This is a genomic window from Haloarchaeobius amylolyticus, assembly GCF_042678045.1.
GTDB classification, from domain to species: domain Archaea; phylum Halobacteriota; class Halobacteria; order Halobacteriales; family Natrialbaceae; genus Natrinema; species Natrinema amylolyticus_A.
This window is the reverse complement of sequence record NZ_JBHUDI010000003.1, coordinates 397,768-416,081: the sequence shown is the minus strand read 5'-3', so window position 1 is coordinate 416,081 and position 18,314 is coordinate 397,768. Positions and strand designations below refer to the sequence as shown.

Sequence of the window (18,314 nt, the reverse complement as noted above, 5' to 3'; positions counted from 1 at the left end):
GGTTACGCCGGTCGACGGGCACGTCGAGTGGCCAACTACATGTACGCACGGTTCGACCGATCGCGTATGAGCGACGACCGGACATCCGAGTCACCGATCGAGAACACACCCGGCCAGGGACGGACGCCCGAAGCCGAGCGGATCGAACCGGCCGCCCCCGAGGAGTTCGGCCTCGTTCAGGTCTGGTGGGGCGACGGCAAGGGGAAGACGACGGCGACGCTCGGCATGGGGATGCGCGCCGCTGGCCACGGCTACCGCGTCCACATGCTCCAGTTCATGAAAGGCGGCGCCTCGAGCGTCGACGCGGTGCGTGGCGAGTACAACGCGATCGCCGCTCTCCCCGGCATGAGCTACGAAAATCTCGGCCACTACGGTTGGCACGGGATGGCCGACGGCAGCGACGAGGCTGACCACGAGGCCGAAGCTCAGGCCGGCCTCGAGCGTGCGCACGAACTGCTCGAGGCAGCCGACGAAGCCGCCCTCGACGAGCCGATCGCCCTCGACGCGGACCCGGAAGCCGGCATGCACATGCTGATCCTCGATGAGGTACTCTATGCTGCGGATCGCGGACTCCTCTCCGAGGACGACGTCCACGGGCTCATCGACGCGAAGCCGGCCGATCTCGAACTGGTGCTGTCGGGCAGCCACACCGAGCCGTCATACCTCGAGAACCGTGCGGACCTGATCACGAACGTTCGGAAGGTCAAACACCCGATCGACGACGGCCAGCGGGCGCGACGCGGCACTGAGTTCTGATCGCCACAGGACGACCGACCGCACACGCGAATGGACCCGGATTTTTGACCTTCGACGGCGACGACTCACACATGGCAGGACGGACCCGCGCACACGTCTTCGTCTCGGGCACCGTACAGGGCGTCTACTACCGTGCGAACACCCGCGACACCGCCCGCGAGGAAGGCGTCGACGGCTGGGTGAAAAATCTCGAGGACGGCCGCGTCGAGGCAGTCTTCGAAGGCCCCGAGGACGCGGTCGAGTCGATGATCGAGTGGTGTCACGAGGGCAGTCCCGCGGCTGAGGTTGACGCCGTCGAGGCCGAGTACGAGGAGCCACAGGGCGAGGACGGATTCGAGATCCGTTACTGACCCGACGAACAGTTCGAAAGGGACCGCCGATGGGCATCATCGACCGCTTCGAGGAAGAATATCTCGACGTCTCGAGCAGCCGCGCGACGGTCCGAGAGCTCCTCGAGTTGTTCGTCGGCGCAGTGTTGTTCGTCGTCGGTGCGAGCGCACTAGCATACTACCTGCTCGGACAGCGGATCGCAGTGTGGCTCGCCGTGGCGCTGACTGTCATTTTCACGATCACGCTCGTCTCACAGGCTTACTGGGCCATGACTGGGCGCGAGGATTACGACGAGTAGCCTCAACCCGGTCAGTCACTCGTCGCTTTCGTAGCGGCGAGCACCGCGGATCATTCGGACAGTAAGCAGCCCGACACCGGCGACGAACGCGATCCAGACCGAATCGGATCTGTCGGGTGCTGTTGCCTCGACGATCGCGACGAGCAGGACGAGCGCCGCAACGTACAGGACGTTGGTTCCGACGAAATCGGCCAGCTCTGCCTCGTCGGTGGCGCGATCCGGATCGTAGCCCGCGATCAACTGGACGATCCCGAAGTGTTTGATCAGGATTCCCAGCGCGCCGATGAATCCCGCCGTCACGATGAGGCTGACGACCGACGCGGTGACCATATCCGTAATTGACAATCAGTTCACAAAACGGTTCCGAGCCATCCAGTCAGCGGTGGTCGGCCCATCACTCCCCGGTTCGGAGATGATGGAAGACGTACGTCTGGGCGTAGCCGGCGTATTCGCCGCCCAGGCTGTCGCGAAGCGCCCGTGAGGTAGCAGCGTAGGAACCGCGATCACAGTCCGGATAATACTCCTCGATCGCCGACTTGATCCAGGTGTCGAGTGGGACCGCTTCGTCGAAGCCCAGCGAAAAGAGGAGGACGCAGTCGGCTACCTTGTCGCCGACGCCGACGAACTGCGTCAGGTACTCGCGTGCGTCCTCGTACTCGAGGCCCCGCGCCGCTTCCGGATGGGCCTCGCCGTTCGCGACCATCTCGGCCGTACGGACGACGTATGGAGCGCGGTAACCCAGTCCAAGCTCACGAAGCTCGGCCTCGGTCGCGGTCGCGAGCTGGTCCGGCGTCGGAAAGGCCTGGTAGGTCTCGCCGTCGAACGCGACCGCGTCGCCGTACTCCCGTGCTAGCGTCGTAACCATCGTGTGAATGCGACTTACCCGCATCTGTGCCGAGCAAATAAACGAGATCAGACAGCCGAAGGGCGGATCCTGCACGAGTCGCATCCCATGGTGGGCCTCGTAGGCCTCGTGAAGTAAGGGATCGTCCGGCCCGGCCGCGACGATTTCCTCGAGGTCGTCGTCGAGACGCAACAGCCGACGGACGAGCGCCTCGGCATCAGTCGTCGACTCCCACTCGAGGCGGCCGTCGCGGGTCCGCACGCGGATCACGTCCCCGTCGCCCGTGCCCCCTGAGCTGACAACCGTCGTATACCACGCGTCGGATGCCGGTGTGCCGCCGTACATCTCGCCGTCCGAGCGCCGCCAGAGGTACGTCTGGCCGCTCTCGAGCGTTCGGTACAGGTCGAATCCACCCGAGCACTCGTCGATCGAGATCGTCCCCGTCTCCATTCGTCCGACCCTTCGGCGGTGTGGGCTTTTGCCTTTCGGACCCGCGACGGTGAGGTGAGTCATGTCGCTCGGTTGTCTCCCGCCACGTCGCGCAGTCGAGCGGCGAGTACGGGTTCGTGAGGCGAACCTTCTTACTGTAGGGCATCCAATGTCACGGTATGAATTGCAGGGTCGTCGTTGAAGCCGCCGTGCCGGTCTTCGACGTTGAGACGGAGGACGAGGCGATCCGGATCGCCATCTCGAAGACGGGTGAGATGCTGAACCCTGATTTAAACTACGTCGAAATCAATATGGGCGAGCGCACCTCCCCATCCGGAGAGGAGCTCCCACCTGCGTTTATCGCGGCCGACGAAGCGCTCGTCGCACTCGAACTGGAGATGACCGTCTTCAACGTCGAACGTGAGGAACACGCCTCACGGATCGCACGGAAGGAGATCGGTCAGCGTCTCGAGAACATCCCACTCGAGGTCATGGAGGTCGAGGTCATCGAAGAGGACACGACTGACGAAGCAGAGACCGACGAGTCGACGGACACGGATACGGATACGGAGTCGACTGACACGGAGCCTGCCGACGAAACTGAGGAGTCGGACGACGAGATCCTCCCGGAGTTCGAGGATCTCGTGGAGTAACGGCCTGACTCGGGCGGTCTCGAAAGCGGTATCGACGTAACTCTGTATTGTAGTGTACAGTAATCACACAGGTATACCCGACATCGGCGAGTCTCGCCAGTCGGCGGTATTGACGATCGGAGGATGCGACGATATTCTCAGTCTGCAGTGGCGGCGACTGCTTCCTGCTCCCCTTCCCGCATGTTCTTCGTGATTCCCCCGGCGAGCGCAAAAACAGCAGCTTTGTGGTCAGTTTTCGATTTGTGGATGGATGTCGGCCGAATGCCTCGCGATTCGTACTCCTCGAGGTCGATCTGGCAGTCTTCCCACTCTGCACACTGGTTCGATACCTCCGCGAGAAGGCCGTGAAGGTGAATGAGCTCCTGCTTCTTCATAACCATCCTCTCCTACCCACTGCAGGGTTATATTATTATCTTGAGTCGCGTTAACACGCAGCCAGTATTGGGAGATTGGTGTATCATCGCCAGAGACGATTCGAATGCAGTGATTACGCGAGCGGATTCGAGAGATGAAACCACGTTAGTATTTTATTTACCAGCGTAACACCGTCTTTCAGTATAATTTCAGAGAGGGTCGGACAGCATTAAGAAGATCATACTCGATCGTCGAGCATCTGGTCGATCGGATCCGCGTCGTCCGAGGAGCGTTCCGACCAACCCGTGTGTCACACCGATCACGGGATCGACGTGCGATCAGGTGTGCAGTGACAAGCAGTCCCTACAAAAACGTATTCAGAATTGTCGATCGTCGGCCGCCGTTTCGACCGTGGCCCTAGCCGAGCTGTTTCAGAGTCTGGAGGTCGCGGTCCGTCCGCATGAACTCGGCAGTGCGGTGTGAGGCGTGACAGTTCGGGCAGTGAAACATTTCGGCGGGCGCGGGAAGTTCATCCGGAGAAACTTGCCAATCCTTCGTACATTCGGGACACAACAGTTGGACGGTCGTTTTATCCATGGTACCCTCTTTCACACGAGAGATCAAAAACATTGCCGCAGTTCCAGTCGGCCGAAAACACCACCCGCGATACAGCCTGCGAGTCGACGGCCGTCAAAAGGACCCTTACGCGGGTGCAGCCGTGTCCGAAGCCTCGAGCAGCTCCTTGTACCGGTTGCGAATCGTGACTTCCGAGATGCTCGCGACCTCACTGACCTCGTTCTGGGTCACCTTCTCGTTGGTCAGCAGGGCGGCAGCGTAGACCGACGCGGCCGCGAGGCCGACCGGCGACTTGCCGCTGTGGACGCCCTCCTGGCGGGCCGACTCGAGCAGTTCGCGGGCCATCCGCTCGGTCTCGTCCGAGAGGTCGAGGTCGCTGACGAACCGCGGCACGTAGTGTTCGGGGTCGGCCGGCTTGACCTCGAGGCCGAGTTCCCGGATGATGTAGCGGTAGGTGCGGGTGAGCTCCATCTTCTCGACGCGGGAGACCGCCGAGATCTCATCGAGGCTGCGCGGCGTGCCAGCCTGGCGGGCAGCGGCGTACAGCGAGGCGGTCGCGACGCCTTCGATCGACCGGCCCGGCAGCAGGTCCTCCTCGAGGGCGCGCCGATAGATGACACTGGCCGTCTCGCGGACGTTCTCGGGGAGGCCGAGCGCCGAGGCCATCCGGTCGATCTCGCCGAGTGCCTGCTTGAGGTTGCGCTCCTTGGAGTCGCGCGTGCGGAAGCGCTCGTTCCAGGTGCGAAGCCGTTGCATCTTCTGGCGCTGGCGGCTCGAGAGTGCCCGGCCGTAGGCGTCTTTGTCCTGCCAGCCGATGTTGGTCGACAGGCCCTGGTCGTGCATCATGTTCGTCGTGGGCGCGCCGACACGGGACTTCTCGTCCTTCTCGGCGGCGTCGAACGCACGCCATTCGGGGCCGCGGTCGATCTCGTCTTCCTCGACGACGAGACCACACTCGGTACAGACCGTCTCGGCGTGTTCGTCGTCCGAGACCAGTCGACTGCCACACTCCGGACAGCGTTCCTGCTCGTCGGATACCGACGTGGTTTCTTCCTCCTCGGTCTCTTGCTCGCTCGTATAGGTTCGAATGTTCGTATCAGTCATTGTGTATCGGGTGGGTTACTTGGGGCTCCCGGGTGGGGTAATCCAGAAGAAACCCGGTCGCCTCAGCTAACATAGGGTAAGGCCGTAAGGCATATAAAGTTTTCGCCTACTTTATAAACTAACCGGGTCTGCTGGTATATATGTTCCGGTTACATAGTTATTAATCATCGAGGATACCGGGGCTGGCGGTCATGTCCGCTCTTCACCAGATACCCCAACCCAACCGGCCCGTACCGTGCTCTCACCGGCGAGCTGTCGACGAGATTCCGTGACGTACGTGCGTCGCCAACGGCTTATTCGACAGTAAAGAGGTGGCCTTCCCGTGGGACGTCGAACAGTCCGACGCGAGCACCGGCATCGAGCCACGCATGGCCGTAGGAAAACGACGCCAGCGCATTGACGAGATCGTCCTGTTCTCGGAAGTGGTTTCCGTCCTCGAGATACGACGCCGCCATCTCGTAACAATCGTCGGCCGCGTCTGCCATCGGCGTTCCCTCCGGCGGCGCGATCGTCGCCGCGTCGAGTGCCTCTGTGAGTAACTCGCCGTACCGGTTCGTCTTCTCCTCGAGATCGGCAGCCATAGTCGGTGATCGTCGTTTGGCCCCGTAAGTGCGTCGTGTCGACACGAGTGGCAACGTGCCCTCGGACGTTCGAGTCACACGGCCGTTCACAGGCTGCCGAGCGGCTCGAACGACACCAGTACATCGGCCACAGGAAATTCACTGGCGGGAGAACGAAGCTAGCTGACAACACGACACCACCGTCACAGCAAGGGGGTGTCGTTGCTGCGAGCACAAGCGGTTTAGGCGCTCTGACCCAACACCTGCAATATGACCGACCAGCCACGCGTCGAGATCTATACCAAAGGCAACTGTACCCACTGCGAACGAGCCAAGGACCTCTTCGAGAGCAAGGGCGTCGAATACGAGGCGTACAACGTCTCCGACGACGAGGAGCGCTTCGACGAGATGGTCGAGCGCGCGAACGGCCGCAAGACCGCTCCACAGGTATTCATCGACGACCAACACGTCGGTGGCTGGGACGACACACACGACCTCGACGAGACGGGCGACCTCGACGACCTGCTCGGGATATCCGACGACGAAATCGTCGATCACCGCCCACTGATCATCGCCGGCACCGGCATCGCCGGCCTGACCGCGGCGATCTACGCCGGCCGCGCGAACAACGAGCCGCTGGTCATCGAGGGCGACGAACCCGGCGGCCAGCTCACGCTGACCACCGACGTCGCCAACTATCCCGGCTTCCCGGAGGGCATCGGTGGCCCCGAGCTCGTCAACCGGATGAAAGAGCAGGCCAAGCAGTTCGGTGCCGAGCTGAAAAACGGGATCGTCGAGTCGGTCGACGACTCGAGTCGTCCCTTCCGTGTCGAACTCAGAAACGGCGATGTCTACACCGCCGACGCGGTCATCGCCGCCTCGGGGGCCAGCGCTCGCACGCTCGGCATCCCCGGCGAGGACGAACTCATGGGCTACGGGCTCTCGACGTGTGCGACCTGTGACGGCGCGTTCTTCCGCGGCGAGGACATGCTCGTCGTCGGCGGCGGCGACGCCGCCATGGAGGAAGCCACCTTCCTCACGAAGTTCGCCGACACCGTCTACATCGCCCACCGCCGCGAGGAGTTCCGCGCGGAGGACTACTGGGTCGACCGCGTCCACGAAAAGGTCGAGGAGGGCGAGATCGAGATCATGAAAAACACGGAACTGATCGAGATCCACGGCTCTCAGCAAGACGGCGTCGACCACGTCACCCTCGTCCACAACGACGCCGGTCATCCCACCGACCGCCTCGACGACCCCGAAACCGAAGAGTTCGACTTCGACGTCGGTGCGGTCTTCTTCGCGATCGGCCACACCCCCAACACCGACTACCTCGAGGACACCGGCGTCGAGCTGGACGACGAGGGCTACCTGCAGACCAAAGGCGGCGACGGCGGCGGCCAGACCGAGACCCACGTCCCCGGCCTCTTCGGTGCCGGTGACGTCGTCGACTTCCACTACCAGCAAGCGGTGACGGCGGCAGGCATGGGCTCGAAAGCCGCGTTGGACGCCGACGAGTATCTCGAGGATCTGGAACGGGCCGACTCGAGCGCCGAAGAAGCGGAAGCGGCTGCGGCTGACGACTGACGGCGTCGCGGCGGTCGACCACCGTTCGTCACCCGGGACCGACGATACGATACGGGCGGCGTTCCATTCTATCCCACGCATCGAACTGACGAAGTTGGCGATTGGCGCTGTGGATCACTTCTGGAGGCTACGCGAGTGATTTAGCGTCTCGTGTCGTTTCACCTGCACCGGGCGGTACGTATGTGATGTGACGCTCCGCTCGAGTCACCGACAGTCGAGGACCGCGAGCGCTGTCGCTGTCGCTGTCGGGTGTAACGTCCAAGAAAAGAAAACCGCGGAAATTGGGGCCGGCGTGAGCCGGTGGTTCTACAGCTTAGTTCTGACGTCGCAGGGCCAGTATGGCCACACCGAGCAGGGCGACGAGGGCGACGCCGACACCGAAGCTGGGCGCGCCGTCGTCGCCGTTGGAGCCGCTATCCTCTTATTGACAGTCAGCGTACAGGAGTCGAAACAGGAATTAGCTATTTATACTATATAATTATCTATTTGTGTGTTTTATAGGAATGACGTAATACTGCTGGCGCGTGAGCTTTCTCCTCGAGCAATCGCCATCATATCTCGAGCAAGCCGATGGTCCGCACGCGCGAAAGGTCTATCCCGAGCGAAGAGCATTAGTGAACTGATAATAGAATATTACGACGGTTGCCATCGGTTGTCGATCGAGTCACAGCCGACCGACGAACGGCAGACGAACGAAGGAAGACCGATCGCCACTGCGATCCTTACCACGACATCGATCGGTCGCGATCGCGATCGATACCGACGCTCTCTCGAGCCGACCACGAGCCCACCCTGCTAGGCCTCACCGCGAGATCCAGATACCGATTCGACCGGTCGCGGCCTCGAGTCCGCCCCGATCGCCCGAAGCAACCGCGCCGTCAACACGATGCTGACGACCGTGATCCCGCCGAAGACCACGAGCTGGGCTGCTGGCACGGATTGCCCCTCGAGTATCGAGACGACCGCCATCGCCATCACGGCCCCGCCGAGGGTCGCGAGCTTGACGAGGAGGACCGCCGTGAACGCGTACCCCCACGGCCGGCGTTGCCGGAGCCAGGACGCCGAGCAGACGAGCGCCGGGACGACGATCCCGAGATCGAGCGAGTAAATCACCGACGTCGGAAGCCCCGCGGCCGTGATACTCGGCGGCGTCGTTCCCCCGGCGATGGCCGGCAGGATCTCCGAAAGCCAGGCGAACGCAACCAGGACGGCAACCACCAGCTGGAACGCGACGAACGACCGCACCCGCATCCGGCCGAGAGTCCGTTTCAGCGCCGCGGCCTCGAGTCGGACCATCCCGCCGACGAACGTACTGAGCGTCAGCCAGAGCAGGGCCGTGTAGACGAGGTAAAGTTCGTTGAACGCGGTCATGAACGCGTACGACGCGTAGGTGTAGAGCAGATAGCCGGTCACGCCGAGCCAGATGACGTAGCCCCGAAGCGAGCCGCGCACGGCGAGCACAAGCGAGACAGCCAGTGCGGGGACGGCGACGGTCAGCGTCAGCAAATCCTGGCCGTACAGCTGGGGGAGCAACACCGGCGCATCGCGGTAGAATCCAGGGACGAACAACCCCGCGAGCGTCGCGACGACGGTCAATACGAGCGTCAGCACCGACGCGAGGACGATCGACCGCGGAAGCGGCTCGTGCGACGCTGTCATTCGTCTCGCGCTCCGTCACCTGCGTGCTCTTCATCGGCCCCATCGTCCACATCGCCCGCAGTCGCGCCGGGCGGCACCACGCCGAGACGCTGCTCAACGAAGGCGGCGAAATCGGCAGCGAACGCCTCGACCTCGTGCCAGTCGGTGTACTCGTAATCCTGTGACGTGTCCGTATCGCCGGTCGCGTCCCTGGCGATTCGCTTCATCACCAGTCGCTTGAGAAAGCCGTACTTCGAATAGCGAAGCGCGCCACCGAACAGGCCGATCCGATCGGGCTGCCAGCCGGTTTCCTCGAGGAAGTCGTCGACGTACCCCGCGGCTTCGGCCCGTCGCCCTTCATCGTCGACGGCCGAGGACAGCGAAAGCTGGACGAACGCCGTCGGTCGCGTCGCGAGCGCGTCGCGATTGTCGCTTGCGAATTCCCGGACGGCCGACTGGTGGCTCCCCATGTGGATCGACGCGCCAAGACAGACGGCGTCGAACGTTTCGACCTCGAGGTCGGATGGAACGTCGTCGGCATCGATCGCCGTAGCGTCGTGGCCACGCTCGGCGAAGACCGCGACAAGTCGCTCGGCGACGGTCGCCGTCTGTCCCTCGCCAGTGCCGTACAGAACGAGAATAGAAACCATAACAACTCACTGTTACTACGCTCGTCGTAGCAATAAAGGGACACCAGCGGTGCCAGCCGCTGCAAAGGCTGATGAATAACGTAGAACTAGCTGTGGTGCGCGTTACCGATTTTCGCGCTGCTCGACCTTGTTCAGCTCGATCAGCAACCGGAAGATCGCCTTGACGAGATTTGCATCGACGTCGAACTGTTCGGCGTTCTCGCCGGCGCGTTCCATGACCTGGGCTTCCTGTTTCTCGTCGGTCGTCGGCAGCCCCTGTTCGTCCTTGACAGCGGCGATCGTGTCTGCGACGTAGGTCCGCTGGGCGATCAGCTCGACGATCTCCTGATCGATCGTCCGGATCTCCTCGCGCAGTTCGTCGAGGCTCATCTCCTCGGGTGTCAGTGTCTCGTCGTCGATCCCGCCGTCGGTCGCTGTGTCCGTGTGCTCTCGAGTCATAGCGTTCGTGTTCCGTCGGTTCGCGTCTGCAGTAATCGTGTCGTTCCGTTGCGTTCGTCCCACCGCTCGCGCACGGCCTCGAGTGCGTCCCGATCACCGACGGCGACGTAGCTGGGGCCCGTCCCGGAGAGCGAGACGCCGTCGACGTCGGGCATCGCGTCGATCATTGGATCCGTCGAGAACTCGAGCGCAGCGGAGAACGCAAAGCCGTTGACGGTCATCGCCTCGCCGTAGCGGCCGTCGAGTGCGAGTTCTTCGACGAGCGTGGCCATCGGCGCGATCCGCTCGCAGGCCGAGACGTCGGCGTCGGCGCTATAGGCCTGTTCGGGTGGCGTGTAGACCAGCGCGTGCCAGTCGATCTCTTCGCGGGCGAGCAGTGCGTCGCTCGTGTTGTCGGTGACGGTCACCCCGCCGAGCATGCTCGCGCTGGCGTCGTCGAACGCACCCGTCGCCGTCACACCGGCGTCACGAGCCGCCCGAACGCCGAGTCGGCAGGCGTCGATCCGGTCGACGGCGTCGGCGACTTCGAGGGCGTCGAGGGTCGCGAGCACCGTCGCGTTGGCCGCGGCGCTGGAACTTTTGAGGCCGGCGGCCATCGGCACCTCGCTTTCGGTGCGGACGCGAGCGCCCACGTCCGATTCGTCGAGTCCCGCCGCGTCGGCGTACTCGTCGATCGTCAGTTCGGCACAGCGCTCGATGAGCGCCGTGTCGGCGTCGGGCTGACCGGCGATCTCACCAACGATTTCGCCGTCGTTGGTGAGATCGACGGTCGCCGTCGTCTCGAGGTCGATCGCGAACGCCGAGCCGGTCCCGGTCGCGAGCGCGTTGAGTACCGTCCCGGCAGCGGGGGCGACAGCACGACCATCCATATCCGGACACTCACAGACCGAATACTTACGGCTGACGATCCCCGTGACACGTCGACACGGCGAGTGGCGGTCCGCGATGGTCCCGATCGTCCAGAACGCACGTCTTTTGCCCGATCCGATCGAACGTACGGCCATGAGCGCGCGAAACGACGTCGCCCCCAGCACGATCGGCGTCGATCTCGTCGACGGCGGCATCGTCGTCCAGTATCTCGATGGCCGCGAGGTGTTCTACCACGGGCCGCCCGAACCCGTCGAGGGCCCGCTGACGACCCCGCCGGGCAAGGAGGTGCACGTCCTCGTCACCGATCCCGACGGCGTCGAGGGTGTCATGACCTACGTCAACGACCGGAATACCCACGACGACATTCTCGAGTCGACCGGCGTCGGCCGCGTCATGCTCGAACGCGACGACGAGGAGGAACTGTTCCCGGGCGTGACCGTCGCGACGGAAGCCTACTCGATCCGCGTCGACGCCGACCTATCTGTCGTCGACGGGCGCGTCTTCGTCTTCGCCGAAGACGAGATGAGCGAACACGCCTACGAACTCGTCGAGAGCACCGACTGATGCCATTACAGAAACCCTGGCGCGATCTCACACGCGAGACGGTCGCTGCCGCCCCGGACCGTCCAGGCGTCTACGAACTCGGCGACGGATCGGGAACGGTGCTGGCGGTCGACCACGGCGTCCTCCGGGACGAACTCAAGACCGCACTCGCCTATGGTGACGGCGACCGCGTCCGCTGGACGGACACCCACACGATGGAACAGGCACGCGACCTTGCAGCCGAGCACCGCGATCGCCTCGAGTAACCGCTCCGCCGACCGGCCCTACTGAATATGAGGGCCTCGAGAAGCCTGTGTTCGGTGGCGTCCGCGACTCTCACGGGGACAATTCTCAAGGTGACAGGCCCGAAAGGAACGACCATGAGTTCGTCGGAGGGAGACGGCGTGACGCTGTCGGTACGCGCTGCCGAGAAGGGGGACGCAGGCCGGGGTGTCGCACGGATTCCCGAACCGGTACGGCGACAGCTCGGCATTCTGAGTGGCGACGCCGTCGTGATCGACGGCGAATCGACGACGGTCGCCAAGATGTGGCCTGCAGACCCGTCCGTTCCGGACGACGCCGTTCAGATCGACGGAGACACGAGAGCCAACGCCGGCGTTCACGTCGGCGACACCGTGACCGTACGCGCGAAGGACAAATCGACGATCACCGATGCCGACCGCGTCACGCTGATCGCGCCGCCAGGACTCGCCGAGAATCAACAGCGAGCCGCAGAAACCGGCGCGGCGGAGAAACTCCGCAATCGACCGGTTCGTGCCGGCGAACAGGTCCGAATCGAAGGTATCGATCAACAGCCGTTCAAAGTCACCGACACGGATCCCGACGGCGACGTGCGGATCACGCGGGAGACGACGGTCCGGATCGTCGACACCGGCTCGAGCGCACCCGCTACTGACTCGCGAGAATCTGAGACTGCCAGCCGTCGCCCCGACGCGAGCGACGCGACGGGACCGGGGGCAGCGACGACATCCACCGGTGACGGCGACGCCGATGCGCCTCCCACGAGTTCCGGGGTCACCTACGAGGACATCGGCGGCTTAGACGAGGAACTCGAGTTAGTCCGCGAGATGATCGAACTCCCGCTGTCGGAGCCCGAATTGTTCAGACGCCTCGGCGTCGAGCCCCCCTCTGGCGTCTTGCTGCACGGCCCGCCGGGCACGGGCAAGACGTTGATCGCCCGCGCGGTGGCCAACGAGGTCGACGCCCGCTTCGAGACGATCTCGGGCCCAGAGATCATGTCGAAGTACAAAGGCGAGTCGGAAGAACAGCTCCGGCGAACCTTCGAGCGTGCCCGCGAGGAGGCACCGACGATCATCTTCTTCGACGAGATCGATTCGATCGCCGGCACCCGCGACGACGAGAGCGACGCCGAAAACCGGATCGTCGGCCAGTTGCTCACCCTGATGGACGGGCTCGACGCCCGTGGCGAGGTGATCGTCATCGGTGCGACCAACCGGGTCGACGCAATCGATCCCGCGCTCCGGCGTGGCGGGCGCTTCGATCGTGAGATCGGGATCGGTGTCCCCGACGAGGCCGGTCGCCGAGAGATCCTCGAGGTCCACACCCGCGGCATGCCGCTTGCCGACGACGTCGACATCGACGCGATCGCTCGCCGGACCCATGGCTTCGTCGGAGCCGATCTCGATGCCGTCGCGAGCGAGGCCGCGATGGCTGCCATCCGCGATCGACCGGTAGACGACGCCGAACGCCACGAGTGGAATCGGAACCCGACAGTACGGAAAGCCCACTTCGACGCCGCGCTGGCGTCCGTCGAACCGTCGGCGATGCGCGAATACGTCGCCGAGTCACCGACGACGGATTTTTCGGACGTCGGCGGGCTTGAGGACGCAAAACGGACGCTCCGGGAATCCGTCGAGTGGCCGCTGACCTACGACAGACTCTTCGAGGAGACCAACACCGACCCGCCCTCTGGCGTCTTGCTGTATGGCCCGCCAGGCACCGGAAAGACACTGCTTGCGCGCGCGTTAGCAGGTGAAACCGACGTCAACTTCGTTCGCGTCGACGGCCCCGAGATCATCGACCGCTACGTCGGCGAGAGCGAAAAGGCGATCCGCAAGGTGTTCGAGCGCGCCCGCCAGGCGGCCCCGTCGATCGTCTTCTTCGACGAGATCGATGCGATCACGGCCGCTCGAGGCGAGGGCCACGAAGTCACCGAACGCGTCGTCTCGCAACTGCTGACCGAACTCGACGGGATGCGCGAAAACCCCAATCTCGTCGTGCTGGCCGCGACCAATCGCAAAGACGGGATCGACCCAGCGCTGCTCCGGCCGGGCCGACTCGACACGCACGTCTTCGTCGGCGAACCAGACCTGGAAGCGCGCGAGCAGATCCTCGTGGTCCACACCCAGGGCAAACCCCTCGCCGACGACGTCGATATCGCTGCCCTCGCAGCCGACCTCGAGGGATACACCGGTGCCGACCTCGAGGCGCTGGTCAGGGACGCCTCGATGCGGGCGATCCGCGAGGTCGCAAGCGAGCACGATCCCGAGACGGCCAACGAGCAGGCGTCGACGGTCCGCATCGAGCGCCGTCACTTCGAGGCAGCTCGAGAATCAACTGATCGACTGTAGGTGAGACGGCCACTGGGTCTCAGCGTCACCGCACGACGATCGCGGGGACATCGATACTGACGACCGACGGTCTGACTCGAGCGCTGCCGGAGGTCTGCGTGATCTGATCGGCTGCGCTTATGTCACGCAAGGACGGCGAACGAAGTCGGGTACAGAACAGTGGAAAACGGGGGTCGCGAGACCGAGGTTATTGGAAGCCGATGCGGCTGCCGCGCCGGCCAGTTGGGTCGGGGCCACCGGCCGTGCCGCCGCGGAACTCCTCTTCGATCTGTTCGTAGTACTCGAGGATCTCGTCGGTGATCGTCGGCCGGACGTTCTCCATGGCCTGCCGGAAGTGGCGCATCTCGACGATGTCGGCCTCATCGTCCTCGCGCAGGGCCTCGATGGCGGCTTCGCGGGCGATCGACTCGAGGTCGCTGCCGACGTAGCCGTCCGTGATCTCGGCGATCTCGCGCAGCGTGACGTCGGCGGCCAGGGGCGTGTCCTCGGTATGGATCTCGAGGATGCGTTCGCGGCCGTCGACGTCGGGTTCGCCGATCATAACGAGGCGGTCGAACCGACCCGAGCGCAGCAGTGCAGGGTCGATCATGTCCGGCCGGTTGGTCGCGCCGATGACCATGACGTTGCCCATCTCCTCTAAGCCGTCGAGCTCGGTCAGCAGCTGGTTGACGACGCGTTCGGAGACGTTCGAGCCGGTCTCACCGCCCCGGCCCGGCGCGAGCGCGTCGAGTTCGTCGAAGAAGATCACCGTCGGCGAGACCTGCCGCGCCTTGCGGAAGGTCTGCCGGATCGCCTTCTCCGACTCGCCGACCCACTTCGAGAGGAGTTGCGGGCCGCGCACCGAGATGAAGTTCGCGTTGGTCTCGTTGGCGACTGCCTTGGCCATCAGGGTCTTGCCGGTCCCCGGTGGCCCGTACAGCAGGACACCGGCCGGTGGATCGATTCCCAGCCGGTCGAACCGCTCGGGAGTCGAGAGCGGCCACTCGACGGACTCTTTGACCTGGTCTTTGGCGTCGTGGAGGCCGCCCACGTCGTCCCACGAGATTTTGGGGAGTTCGACCAGCACTTCCCGCATCGCCGAGGGTTCGACCTCGTTCAATGCGCCGCGGAAGTCCTCGCGTTTGACGATCATCCGGTCGATGAGACTCGGCGGGATGTCCTCCTCGTCGAGATCGATCTCCGGGAGGTACCGGCGCAGCGCTTTCATCGCGGCTTCCTTGGTCAGGCTCTCGATGTCGGCCCCGACGAAGCCGTGGGTCTCGTCGGCAAGGTGACCGAGGCTGACGTCGTCCGACAGCGGCATGCCGCGCGTGTGAATCTGGAGTATCTCTTCGCGGCCCGTCTCGTCGGGGACGCCGATCTCGATCTCGCGGTCGAACCGACCAGGGCGGCGCAGGGCGGGGTCGACGCTGTCGACGCGGTTGGTCGCCGCGATGACGATGACCTGGCCGCGTGACTCGAGGCCGTCCATCATCGTCAGCAACTGAGCGACGACACGGCGTTCGACCTCGCCGGTGACGTCCTCACGTTTGGGCGCAATGGAGTCGAGTTCGTCGATGAAGATAATCGAGGGTGACTCCTCGGTGGCGTCCTCGAAGATCTCCCGGAGTTGCTGTTCGGACTCGCCGTAGTACTTCGAGATGATCTCCGGCCCCGCGATAGAGAAGAAACTGGCGGAGGTCTCGTTGGCGACGGCCTTGGCGAGTAAGGTCTTCCCGGTACCCGGTGGGCCGTGGAGGAGCACGCCCTGTGGCGGCTCGATGCCGAGTTTCTTGAAGATTTGCGGGTGTTTCATCGGGAGTTCGACCATCTCCCGGACCCGCTGGATCTCGTTTTGCAGGCCACCGATGTCCTCGTAGGTGATCCCGCCGCCGGTCTTCTCGAAGCCCGAGATCGGTTCCTCGCGGAGTTCGACGTCGGTGTCCTCGGTGATGAGGACGACGCCCTCGGGTTCCGTTTCGACGGCGATCAACGGGATCGCCTGCCCCGGCGAGCGCATGAACGGGTGGTTCGTCGAGCTCATGACGGGGACGATGTCGCGACCGACGACCGGCCGCTTTAGGATCTGGCGTTTCACCATGCCGGCGGCGTCGGAGCCGAACTGGACCGATGCCTCTTCCGGCGGCGCAAGCGTCAGCTTGTCGGCTTTCGTCGCCTCGGCTTTGCGGATCGTCACGCGCTCACCGATGCCGACGTCGGCGTTCTGGCGGGTGAACCCGTCGATACGGACGGTATCGGTGTTCCAGTCCTGCCGGTCTGCACGCCAGACCTTCGCGGCGGTGGTGTCCGCACCTTCGATTTCGATGATGTCGCCCGGACTGAGCTTCAGATGCAACAGCGTGTCCGGGTCGAGTCGGGCGATACCACGACCCGAATCGTTCGGGTACGCCTTCGCGACCTCAAGTTGGACTTCGTTCATGGTTTAGGGATGGACGGCGATGTCAATGACTCCGATACGTGATCGGATAGGTTTTGTGTTACCCCACATCTATGTGCTAGTCTTTACCATAGGTACTTGGGACCGGACGCTACAAAGATGTACCGGCATCGGTGGGTTTTGGCCCTACCGACAGCCCGCCGAACCCCCGGAGAGATGGGTTTTTCTCGTTCGCCATCCGGATCATAGACATGCGCGTTCTCGCTTTCGATGGCCGGATGGGGGCGAGCGGCGACATGATCCTCGCCGCCCTCCTCGACGCCGGCGCCGACTCCGACGTCTTAGAGCCCGTCACCGACGCCCTCGAGGTCGAGTATCGGAACGGTACCGTCGACAAAAGCGGCATCGCCGCGACGTCGGTCGACGTGCTCCTGATGGACGACGACCCGCACGACGGACACAACCACGTGGAGTCGGACCACGACCACAGTGACTCGAGTCACGATCACGACCACGACGATCACCACGACCACGAACAGAGCCACAGCCACACCCATGATCACGACGGCGTTCACGCCGAGGGACACGGCCCCCACCGCAGCTATCGCGAGGTCTGCGAGATCGTCGCCGACATGGATCTCGAGCCGGCGGTCGAACGCGACGCGCTCGCGATATTCGAACTCCTCGGCGAGGCCGAAGCGGGCGTCCACGGCGAGGACCTCGAGTCGATTCACTTCCACGAGGTCGGGGCCGACGACGCGATCGCGGACGTGGTCGGGGCCGCCGCACTGGTCCACGACCTCGAGCCAGAGCGCGTGGTGACCACGCCGCTTGCGACCGGCGGCGGCACGGTGTCGATGAGCCACGGCGAGTACCCCGTTCCGACGCCGGCGGTCGTCGAAATCGCCGAGCAGGCCGACTGGTCGCTGCGCGGCGGGCCGGTCGACGCGGAGTTGCTCACGCCCACCGGCGCGGCGATTCTGGGCTACATCGCCGACGGTATCGAGACGCTGCCGACGCTCTCGCTCGAGAAATCTGGCTACGGCGCGGGTGGCTACGACCTCGATCCACACCCGAACGTACTCCGGGTGCTGGTCGGCGACGGCAGCGGCCGGGGAGAGTTAGTCGAAGACGACATCGCCGTCCTCGAGACCAACCTCGACGACGCGACGCCCGAGGTGCTGGGTGGCCTCCAGGAGACGCTCGCGGACGCGGGCGCGCGGGACACTTCGATTCTGCCGGCGACGATGAAGAAGTCCCGGCCCGGCCACCTCGTGAAGGTCATCTGCAAGCCCGAAGATCGGGAGCGGGTTGCTCGAAAATTGGCCGAGGAGACGGGCACGCTGGGGGTTCGAGATGCGGGTGCGACACATCGGTGGATCGCGAATCGGGAGTTCGAGACGGTAACGCTCGAGATCGACGGCGAGGAGTACGAGATTTCTGTGAAAATCGCGAGTGACGTGGAGGGTGTGGTATATGACGTGAGCGCGGAGTACGACGACGCAAAGCGGGTGGCTCGAGAGACGGGTGTTCCGATCCGAAACGTTCTACAGCGAGCCGAGCGTGAAGCAGTGGGGGATCGGTCCTCGAGTCACTGAAAATTGGACGGACCAATCTCGAGTTACTTGGCAGTGACTGCGGAATCGCTGAAGCTTTCAGTAGATTCCTGTGCGACCGTCACGGCCGGGGTTATCG

20 protein-coding genes and 1 pseudogene are annotated in these 18,314 nt (G+C 63.9%); 9 read left to right on the top strand and 12 right to left on the bottom strand.

What is annotated here, in order from left to right; genetic code table 11:
- Nucleotides 1-66 precede the first annotated feature (66 nt).
- The 3 genes from ACFR99_RS05865 to ACFR99_RS05855 all read left to right on the top strand — a co-directional run bounded on the left by ACFR99_RS05865 (nt 67) and on the right by ACFR99_RS05855 (nt 1,384).
- Entirely contained in the window at nt 67-756 is a 690-nt protein-coding gene (locus tag ACFR99_RS05865; protein WP_390285270.1) for a cob(I)yrinic acid a,c-diamide adenosyltransferase, read from the top strand.
- Between the two features lie 71 nt (nt 757-827).
- Nucleotides 828-1,106 carry an acylphosphatase gene (locus ACFR99_RS05860; protein WP_390285268.1) on the top strand — a complete coding sequence of 93 codons (279 nt, stop codon included), beginning with the start codon at nt 828-830 and terminating at the stop codon, nt 1,104-1,106.
- 29 nt (nt 1,107-1,135) lie between these two features.
- Nucleotides 1,136-1,384 carry a hypothetical protein gene (locus ACFR99_RS05855; protein ID WP_390285266.1) on the top strand — a complete coding sequence of 83 codons (249 nt, stop codon included), beginning with the start codon at nt 1,136-1,138 and terminating at the stop codon, nt 1,382-1,384.
- 15 nt (nt 1,385-1,399) lie between these two features.
- Here the strand turns inward: ACFR99_RS05855 and ACFR99_RS05850 are convergent, their stop codons facing one another.
- Together ACFR99_RS05850 and ACFR99_RS05845 are read right to left on the bottom strand one after the other, a co-directional pair.
- Nucleotides 1,400-1,714 (bottom strand): DUF3784 domain-containing protein, encoded by a 315-nt coding sequence (locus ACFR99_RS05850; protein ID WP_390285264.1) that lies wholly within the window; start codon nt 1,712-1,714, stop codon nt 1,400-1,402.
- Between the two features lie 64 nt (nt 1,715-1,778).
- A complete protein-coding gene (locus ACFR99_RS05845) occupies nt 1,779-2,678 on the bottom strand; it encodes a DNA-3-methyladenine glycosylase family protein (RefSeq protein WP_390285262.1) in 900 nt (299 codons plus the stop codon).
- Between the two features lie 158 nt (nt 2,679-2,836).
- Here ACFR99_RS05845 and ACFR99_RS05840 point away from each other — a divergent pair, with 158 nt between their 5' ends.
- Nucleotides 2,837-3,310: a DUF555 domain-containing protein gene (locus ACFR99_RS05840; protein WP_390285260.1), complete on the top strand. Its 474-nt coding sequence runs from the start codon at nt 2,837-2,839 to the stop codon at nt 3,308-3,310.
- A 137-nt stretch (nt 3,311-3,447) separates the two neighbouring features.
- On the opposite strand, the gene ACFR99_RS05835 is transcribed toward ACFR99_RS05840, so the two are convergent.
- The 4 genes from ACFR99_RS05835 to ACFR99_RS05820 form a co-directional block, all read right to left on the bottom strand.
- A complete protein-coding gene (locus ACFR99_RS05835) occupies nt 3,448-3,684 on the bottom strand; it encodes a UPF0058 family protein (RefSeq protein WP_373617745.1) in 237 nt (78 codons plus the stop codon).
- A 397-nt stretch (nt 3,685-4,081) separates the two neighbouring features.
- A complete protein-coding gene (locus ACFR99_RS05830; RefSeq protein ID WP_390285258.1) occupies nt 4,082-4,261 on the bottom strand; it encodes a DUF7836 family putative zinc-binding protein in 180 nt (59 codons plus the stop codon).
- A 105-nt stretch (nt 4,262-4,366) separates the two neighbouring features.
- Entirely contained in the window at nt 4,367-5,344 is a 978-nt protein-coding gene (locus ACFR99_RS05825) for a transcription initiation factor IIB (RefSeq protein ID WP_390285256.1), read from the bottom strand.
- Nucleotides 5,345-5,637: 293 nt separating this feature from the next.
- Nucleotides 5,638-5,925 carry a DUF357 domain-containing protein gene (locus ACFR99_RS05820; RefSeq protein WP_390285254.1) on the bottom strand — a complete coding sequence of 96 codons (288 nt, stop codon included), beginning with the start codon at nt 5,923-5,925 and terminating at the stop codon, nt 5,638-5,640.
- A 249-nt stretch (nt 5,926-6,174) separates the two neighbouring features.
- Between ACFR99_RS05820 and grxC the strand changes: the two genes are divergently transcribed.
- The gene (gene grxC, locus ACFR99_RS05815) at nt 6,175-7,491 is read left to right on the top strand and encodes a glutaredoxin 3 (RefSeq protein WP_390285252.1); all 1,317 of its coding nucleotides are present in this window, start codon (nt 6,175-6,177) and stop codon (nt 7,489-7,491) included.
- Between the two features lie 313 nt (nt 7,492-7,804).
- Here the strand turns inward: grxC and ACFR99_RS05810 are convergent.
- The 5 genes and pseudogenes from ACFR99_RS05810 to ACFR99_RS05790 form a co-directional block, all read right to left on the bottom strand.
- Nucleotides 7,805-7,876: pseudogene (locus ACFR99_RS05810) on the bottom strand (PGF-CTERM sorting domain-containing protein); the annotation flags it as partial.
- Nucleotides 7,877-8,286: 410 nt separating this feature from the next.
- Nucleotides 8,287-9,150 (bottom strand): hypothetical protein, encoded by an 864-nt coding sequence (locus tag ACFR99_RS05805; RefSeq protein ID WP_390285250.1) that lies wholly within the window; start codon nt 9,148-9,150, stop codon nt 8,287-8,289.
- A complete protein-coding gene (locus tag ACFR99_RS05800) occupies nt 9,147-9,779 on the bottom strand; it encodes a flavodoxin domain-containing protein (RefSeq protein WP_390285248.1) in 633 nt (210 codons plus the stop codon). The genes ACFR99_RS05805 and ACFR99_RS05800 overlap by 4 nt, the downstream gene beginning before the upstream one ends.
- A gap of 102 nt (nt 9,780-9,881) precedes the next feature.
- Nucleotides 9,882-10,217, bottom strand: a complete 336-nt coding sequence (locus tag ACFR99_RS05795) for a chorismate mutase (protein WP_390285246.1) — start codon at nt 10,215-10,217, stop codon at nt 9,882-9,884.
- On the bottom strand, nt 10,214-11,086 hold the full coding sequence (locus ACFR99_RS05790) for a shikimate kinase (protein WP_390285403.1): 873 nt from the start codon (nt 11,084-11,086) through the stop codon (nt 10,214-10,216). Before ACFR99_RS05790 ends, ACFR99_RS05795 begins: the two co-directional genes overlap by 4 nt.
- A 133-nt stretch (nt 11,087-11,219) precedes the next feature.
- On the opposite strand from ACFR99_RS05790, the gene ACFR99_RS05785 reads away from it, so the two are divergent.
- The 3 genes from ACFR99_RS05785 (at nt 11,220) to ACFR99_RS05775 (ending at nt 14,242) form a co-directional block, all read left to right on the top strand.
- Nucleotides 11,220-11,651: a DUF5796 family protein gene (locus tag ACFR99_RS05785; RefSeq protein ID WP_390285244.1), complete on the top strand. Its 432-nt coding sequence runs from the start codon at nt 11,220-11,222 to the stop codon at nt 11,649-11,651.
- Nucleotides 11,651-11,896, top strand: a complete 246-nt coding sequence (locus ACFR99_RS05780) for a DUF7508 domain-containing protein (RefSeq protein WP_390285242.1) — start codon at nt 11,651-11,653, stop codon at nt 11,894-11,896. The genes ACFR99_RS05785 and ACFR99_RS05780 overlap by 1 nt, the downstream gene beginning before the upstream one ends.
- A 114-nt stretch (nt 11,897-12,010) precedes the next feature.
- Entirely contained in the window at nt 12,011-14,242 is a 2,232-nt protein-coding gene (locus ACFR99_RS05775; RefSeq protein WP_390285240.1) for an AAA family ATPase, read from the top strand.
- 187 nt (nt 14,243-14,429) lie between these two features.
- Here the strand turns inward: ACFR99_RS05775 and ACFR99_RS05770 are convergent, their stop codons facing one another.
- Complete coding sequence (locus ACFR99_RS05770) at nt 14,430-16,661, bottom strand: CDC48 family AAA ATPase (protein ID WP_390285238.1); 2,232 nt, start codon at nt 16,659-16,661, stop codon at nt 14,430-14,432.
- A gap of 209 nt (nt 16,662-16,870) precedes the next feature.
- Between ACFR99_RS05770 and larC the strand changes: the two genes are divergently transcribed.
- Nucleotides 16,871-18,217 carry a nickel pincer cofactor biosynthesis protein LarC gene (larC, locus tag ACFR99_RS05765; protein ID WP_390285236.1) on the top strand — a complete coding sequence of 449 codons (1,347 nt, stop codon included), beginning with the start codon at nt 16,871-16,873 and terminating at the stop codon, nt 18,215-18,217.
- Nucleotides 18,218-18,314: the final 97 nt, after the last annotated feature.

Bases quoted from the DNA above. Each gene is read 5' to 3' on its own strand.
- ACFR99_RS05865 (WP_390285270.1), top strand. From the start codon at position 67: ATGAGCGACGACCGGACATCCGAGTCACCGATCGAGAACACACCCGGC.
- ACFR99_RS05860 (WP_390285268.1), top strand. From the start codon at position 828: ATGGCAGGACGGACCCGCGCACACGTCTTCGTCTCGGGCACCGTACAG.
- ACFR99_RS05855 (WP_390285266.1), top strand. From the start codon at position 1,136: ATGGGCATCATCGACCGCTTCGAGGAAGAATATCTCGACGTCTCGAGC.
- ACFR99_RS05850 (WP_390285264.1), bottom strand. From the start codon at position 1,714: ATGGTCACCGCGTCGGTCGTCAGCCTCATCGTGACGGCGGGATTCATC.
- ACFR99_RS05845 (WP_390285262.1), bottom strand. From the start codon at position 2,678: ATGGAGACGGGGACGATCTCGATCGACGAGTGCTCGGGTGGATTCGAC.
- ACFR99_RS05840 (WP_390285260.1), top strand. From the start codon at position 2,837: ATGAATTGCAGGGTCGTCGTTGAAGCCGCCGTGCCGGTCTTCGACGTT.
- ACFR99_RS05835 (WP_373617745.1), bottom strand. From the start codon at position 3,684: ATGAAGAAGCAGGAGCTCATTCACCTTCACGGCCTTCTCGCGGAGGTA.
- ACFR99_RS05830 (WP_390285258.1), bottom strand. From the start codon at position 4,261: ATGGATAAAACGACCGTCCAACTGTTGTGTCCCGAATGTACGAAGGAT.
- ACFR99_RS05825 (WP_390285256.1), bottom strand. From the start codon at position 5,344: ATGACTGATACGAACATTCGAACCTATACGAGCGAGCAAGAGACCGAG.
- ACFR99_RS05820 (WP_390285254.1), bottom strand. From the start codon at position 5,925: ATGGCTGCCGATCTCGAGGAGAAGACGAACCGGTACGGCGAGTTACTC.
- grxC (WP_390285252.1), top strand. From the start codon at position 6,175: ATGACCGACCAGCCACGCGTCGAGATCTATACCAAAGGCAACTGTACC.
- ACFR99_RS05805 (WP_390285250.1), bottom strand. From the start codon at position 9,150: ATGACAGCGTCGCACGAGCCGCTTCCGCGGTCGATCGTCCTCGCGTCG.
- ACFR99_RS05800 (WP_390285248.1), bottom strand. From the start codon at position 9,779: ATGGTTTCTATTCTCGTTCTGTACGGCACTGGCGAGGGACAGACGGCG.
- ACFR99_RS05795 (WP_390285246.1), bottom strand. From the start codon at position 10,217: ATGACTCGAGAGCACACGGACACAGCGACCGACGGCGGGATCGACGAC.
- ACFR99_RS05790 (WP_390285403.1), bottom strand. From the start codon at position 11,086: ATGGATGGTCGTGCTGTCGCCCCCGCTGCCGGGACGGTACTCAACGCG.
- ACFR99_RS05785 (WP_390285244.1), top strand. From the start codon at position 11,220: ATGAGCGCGCGAAACGACGTCGCCCCCAGCACGATCGGCGTCGATCTC.
- ACFR99_RS05780 (WP_390285242.1), top strand. From the start codon at position 11,651: ATGCCATTACAGAAACCCTGGCGCGATCTCACACGCGAGACGGTCGCT.
- ACFR99_RS05775 (WP_390285240.1), top strand. From the start codon at position 12,011: ATGAGTTCGTCGGAGGGAGACGGCGTGACGCTGTCGGTACGCGCTGCC.
- ACFR99_RS05770 (WP_390285238.1), bottom strand. From the start codon at position 16,661: ATGAACGAAGTCCAACTTGAGGTCGCGAAGGCGTACCCGAACGATTCG.
- larC (WP_390285236.1), top strand. From the start codon at position 16,871: ATGCGCGTTCTCGCTTTCGATGGCCGGATGGGGGCGAGCGGCGACATG.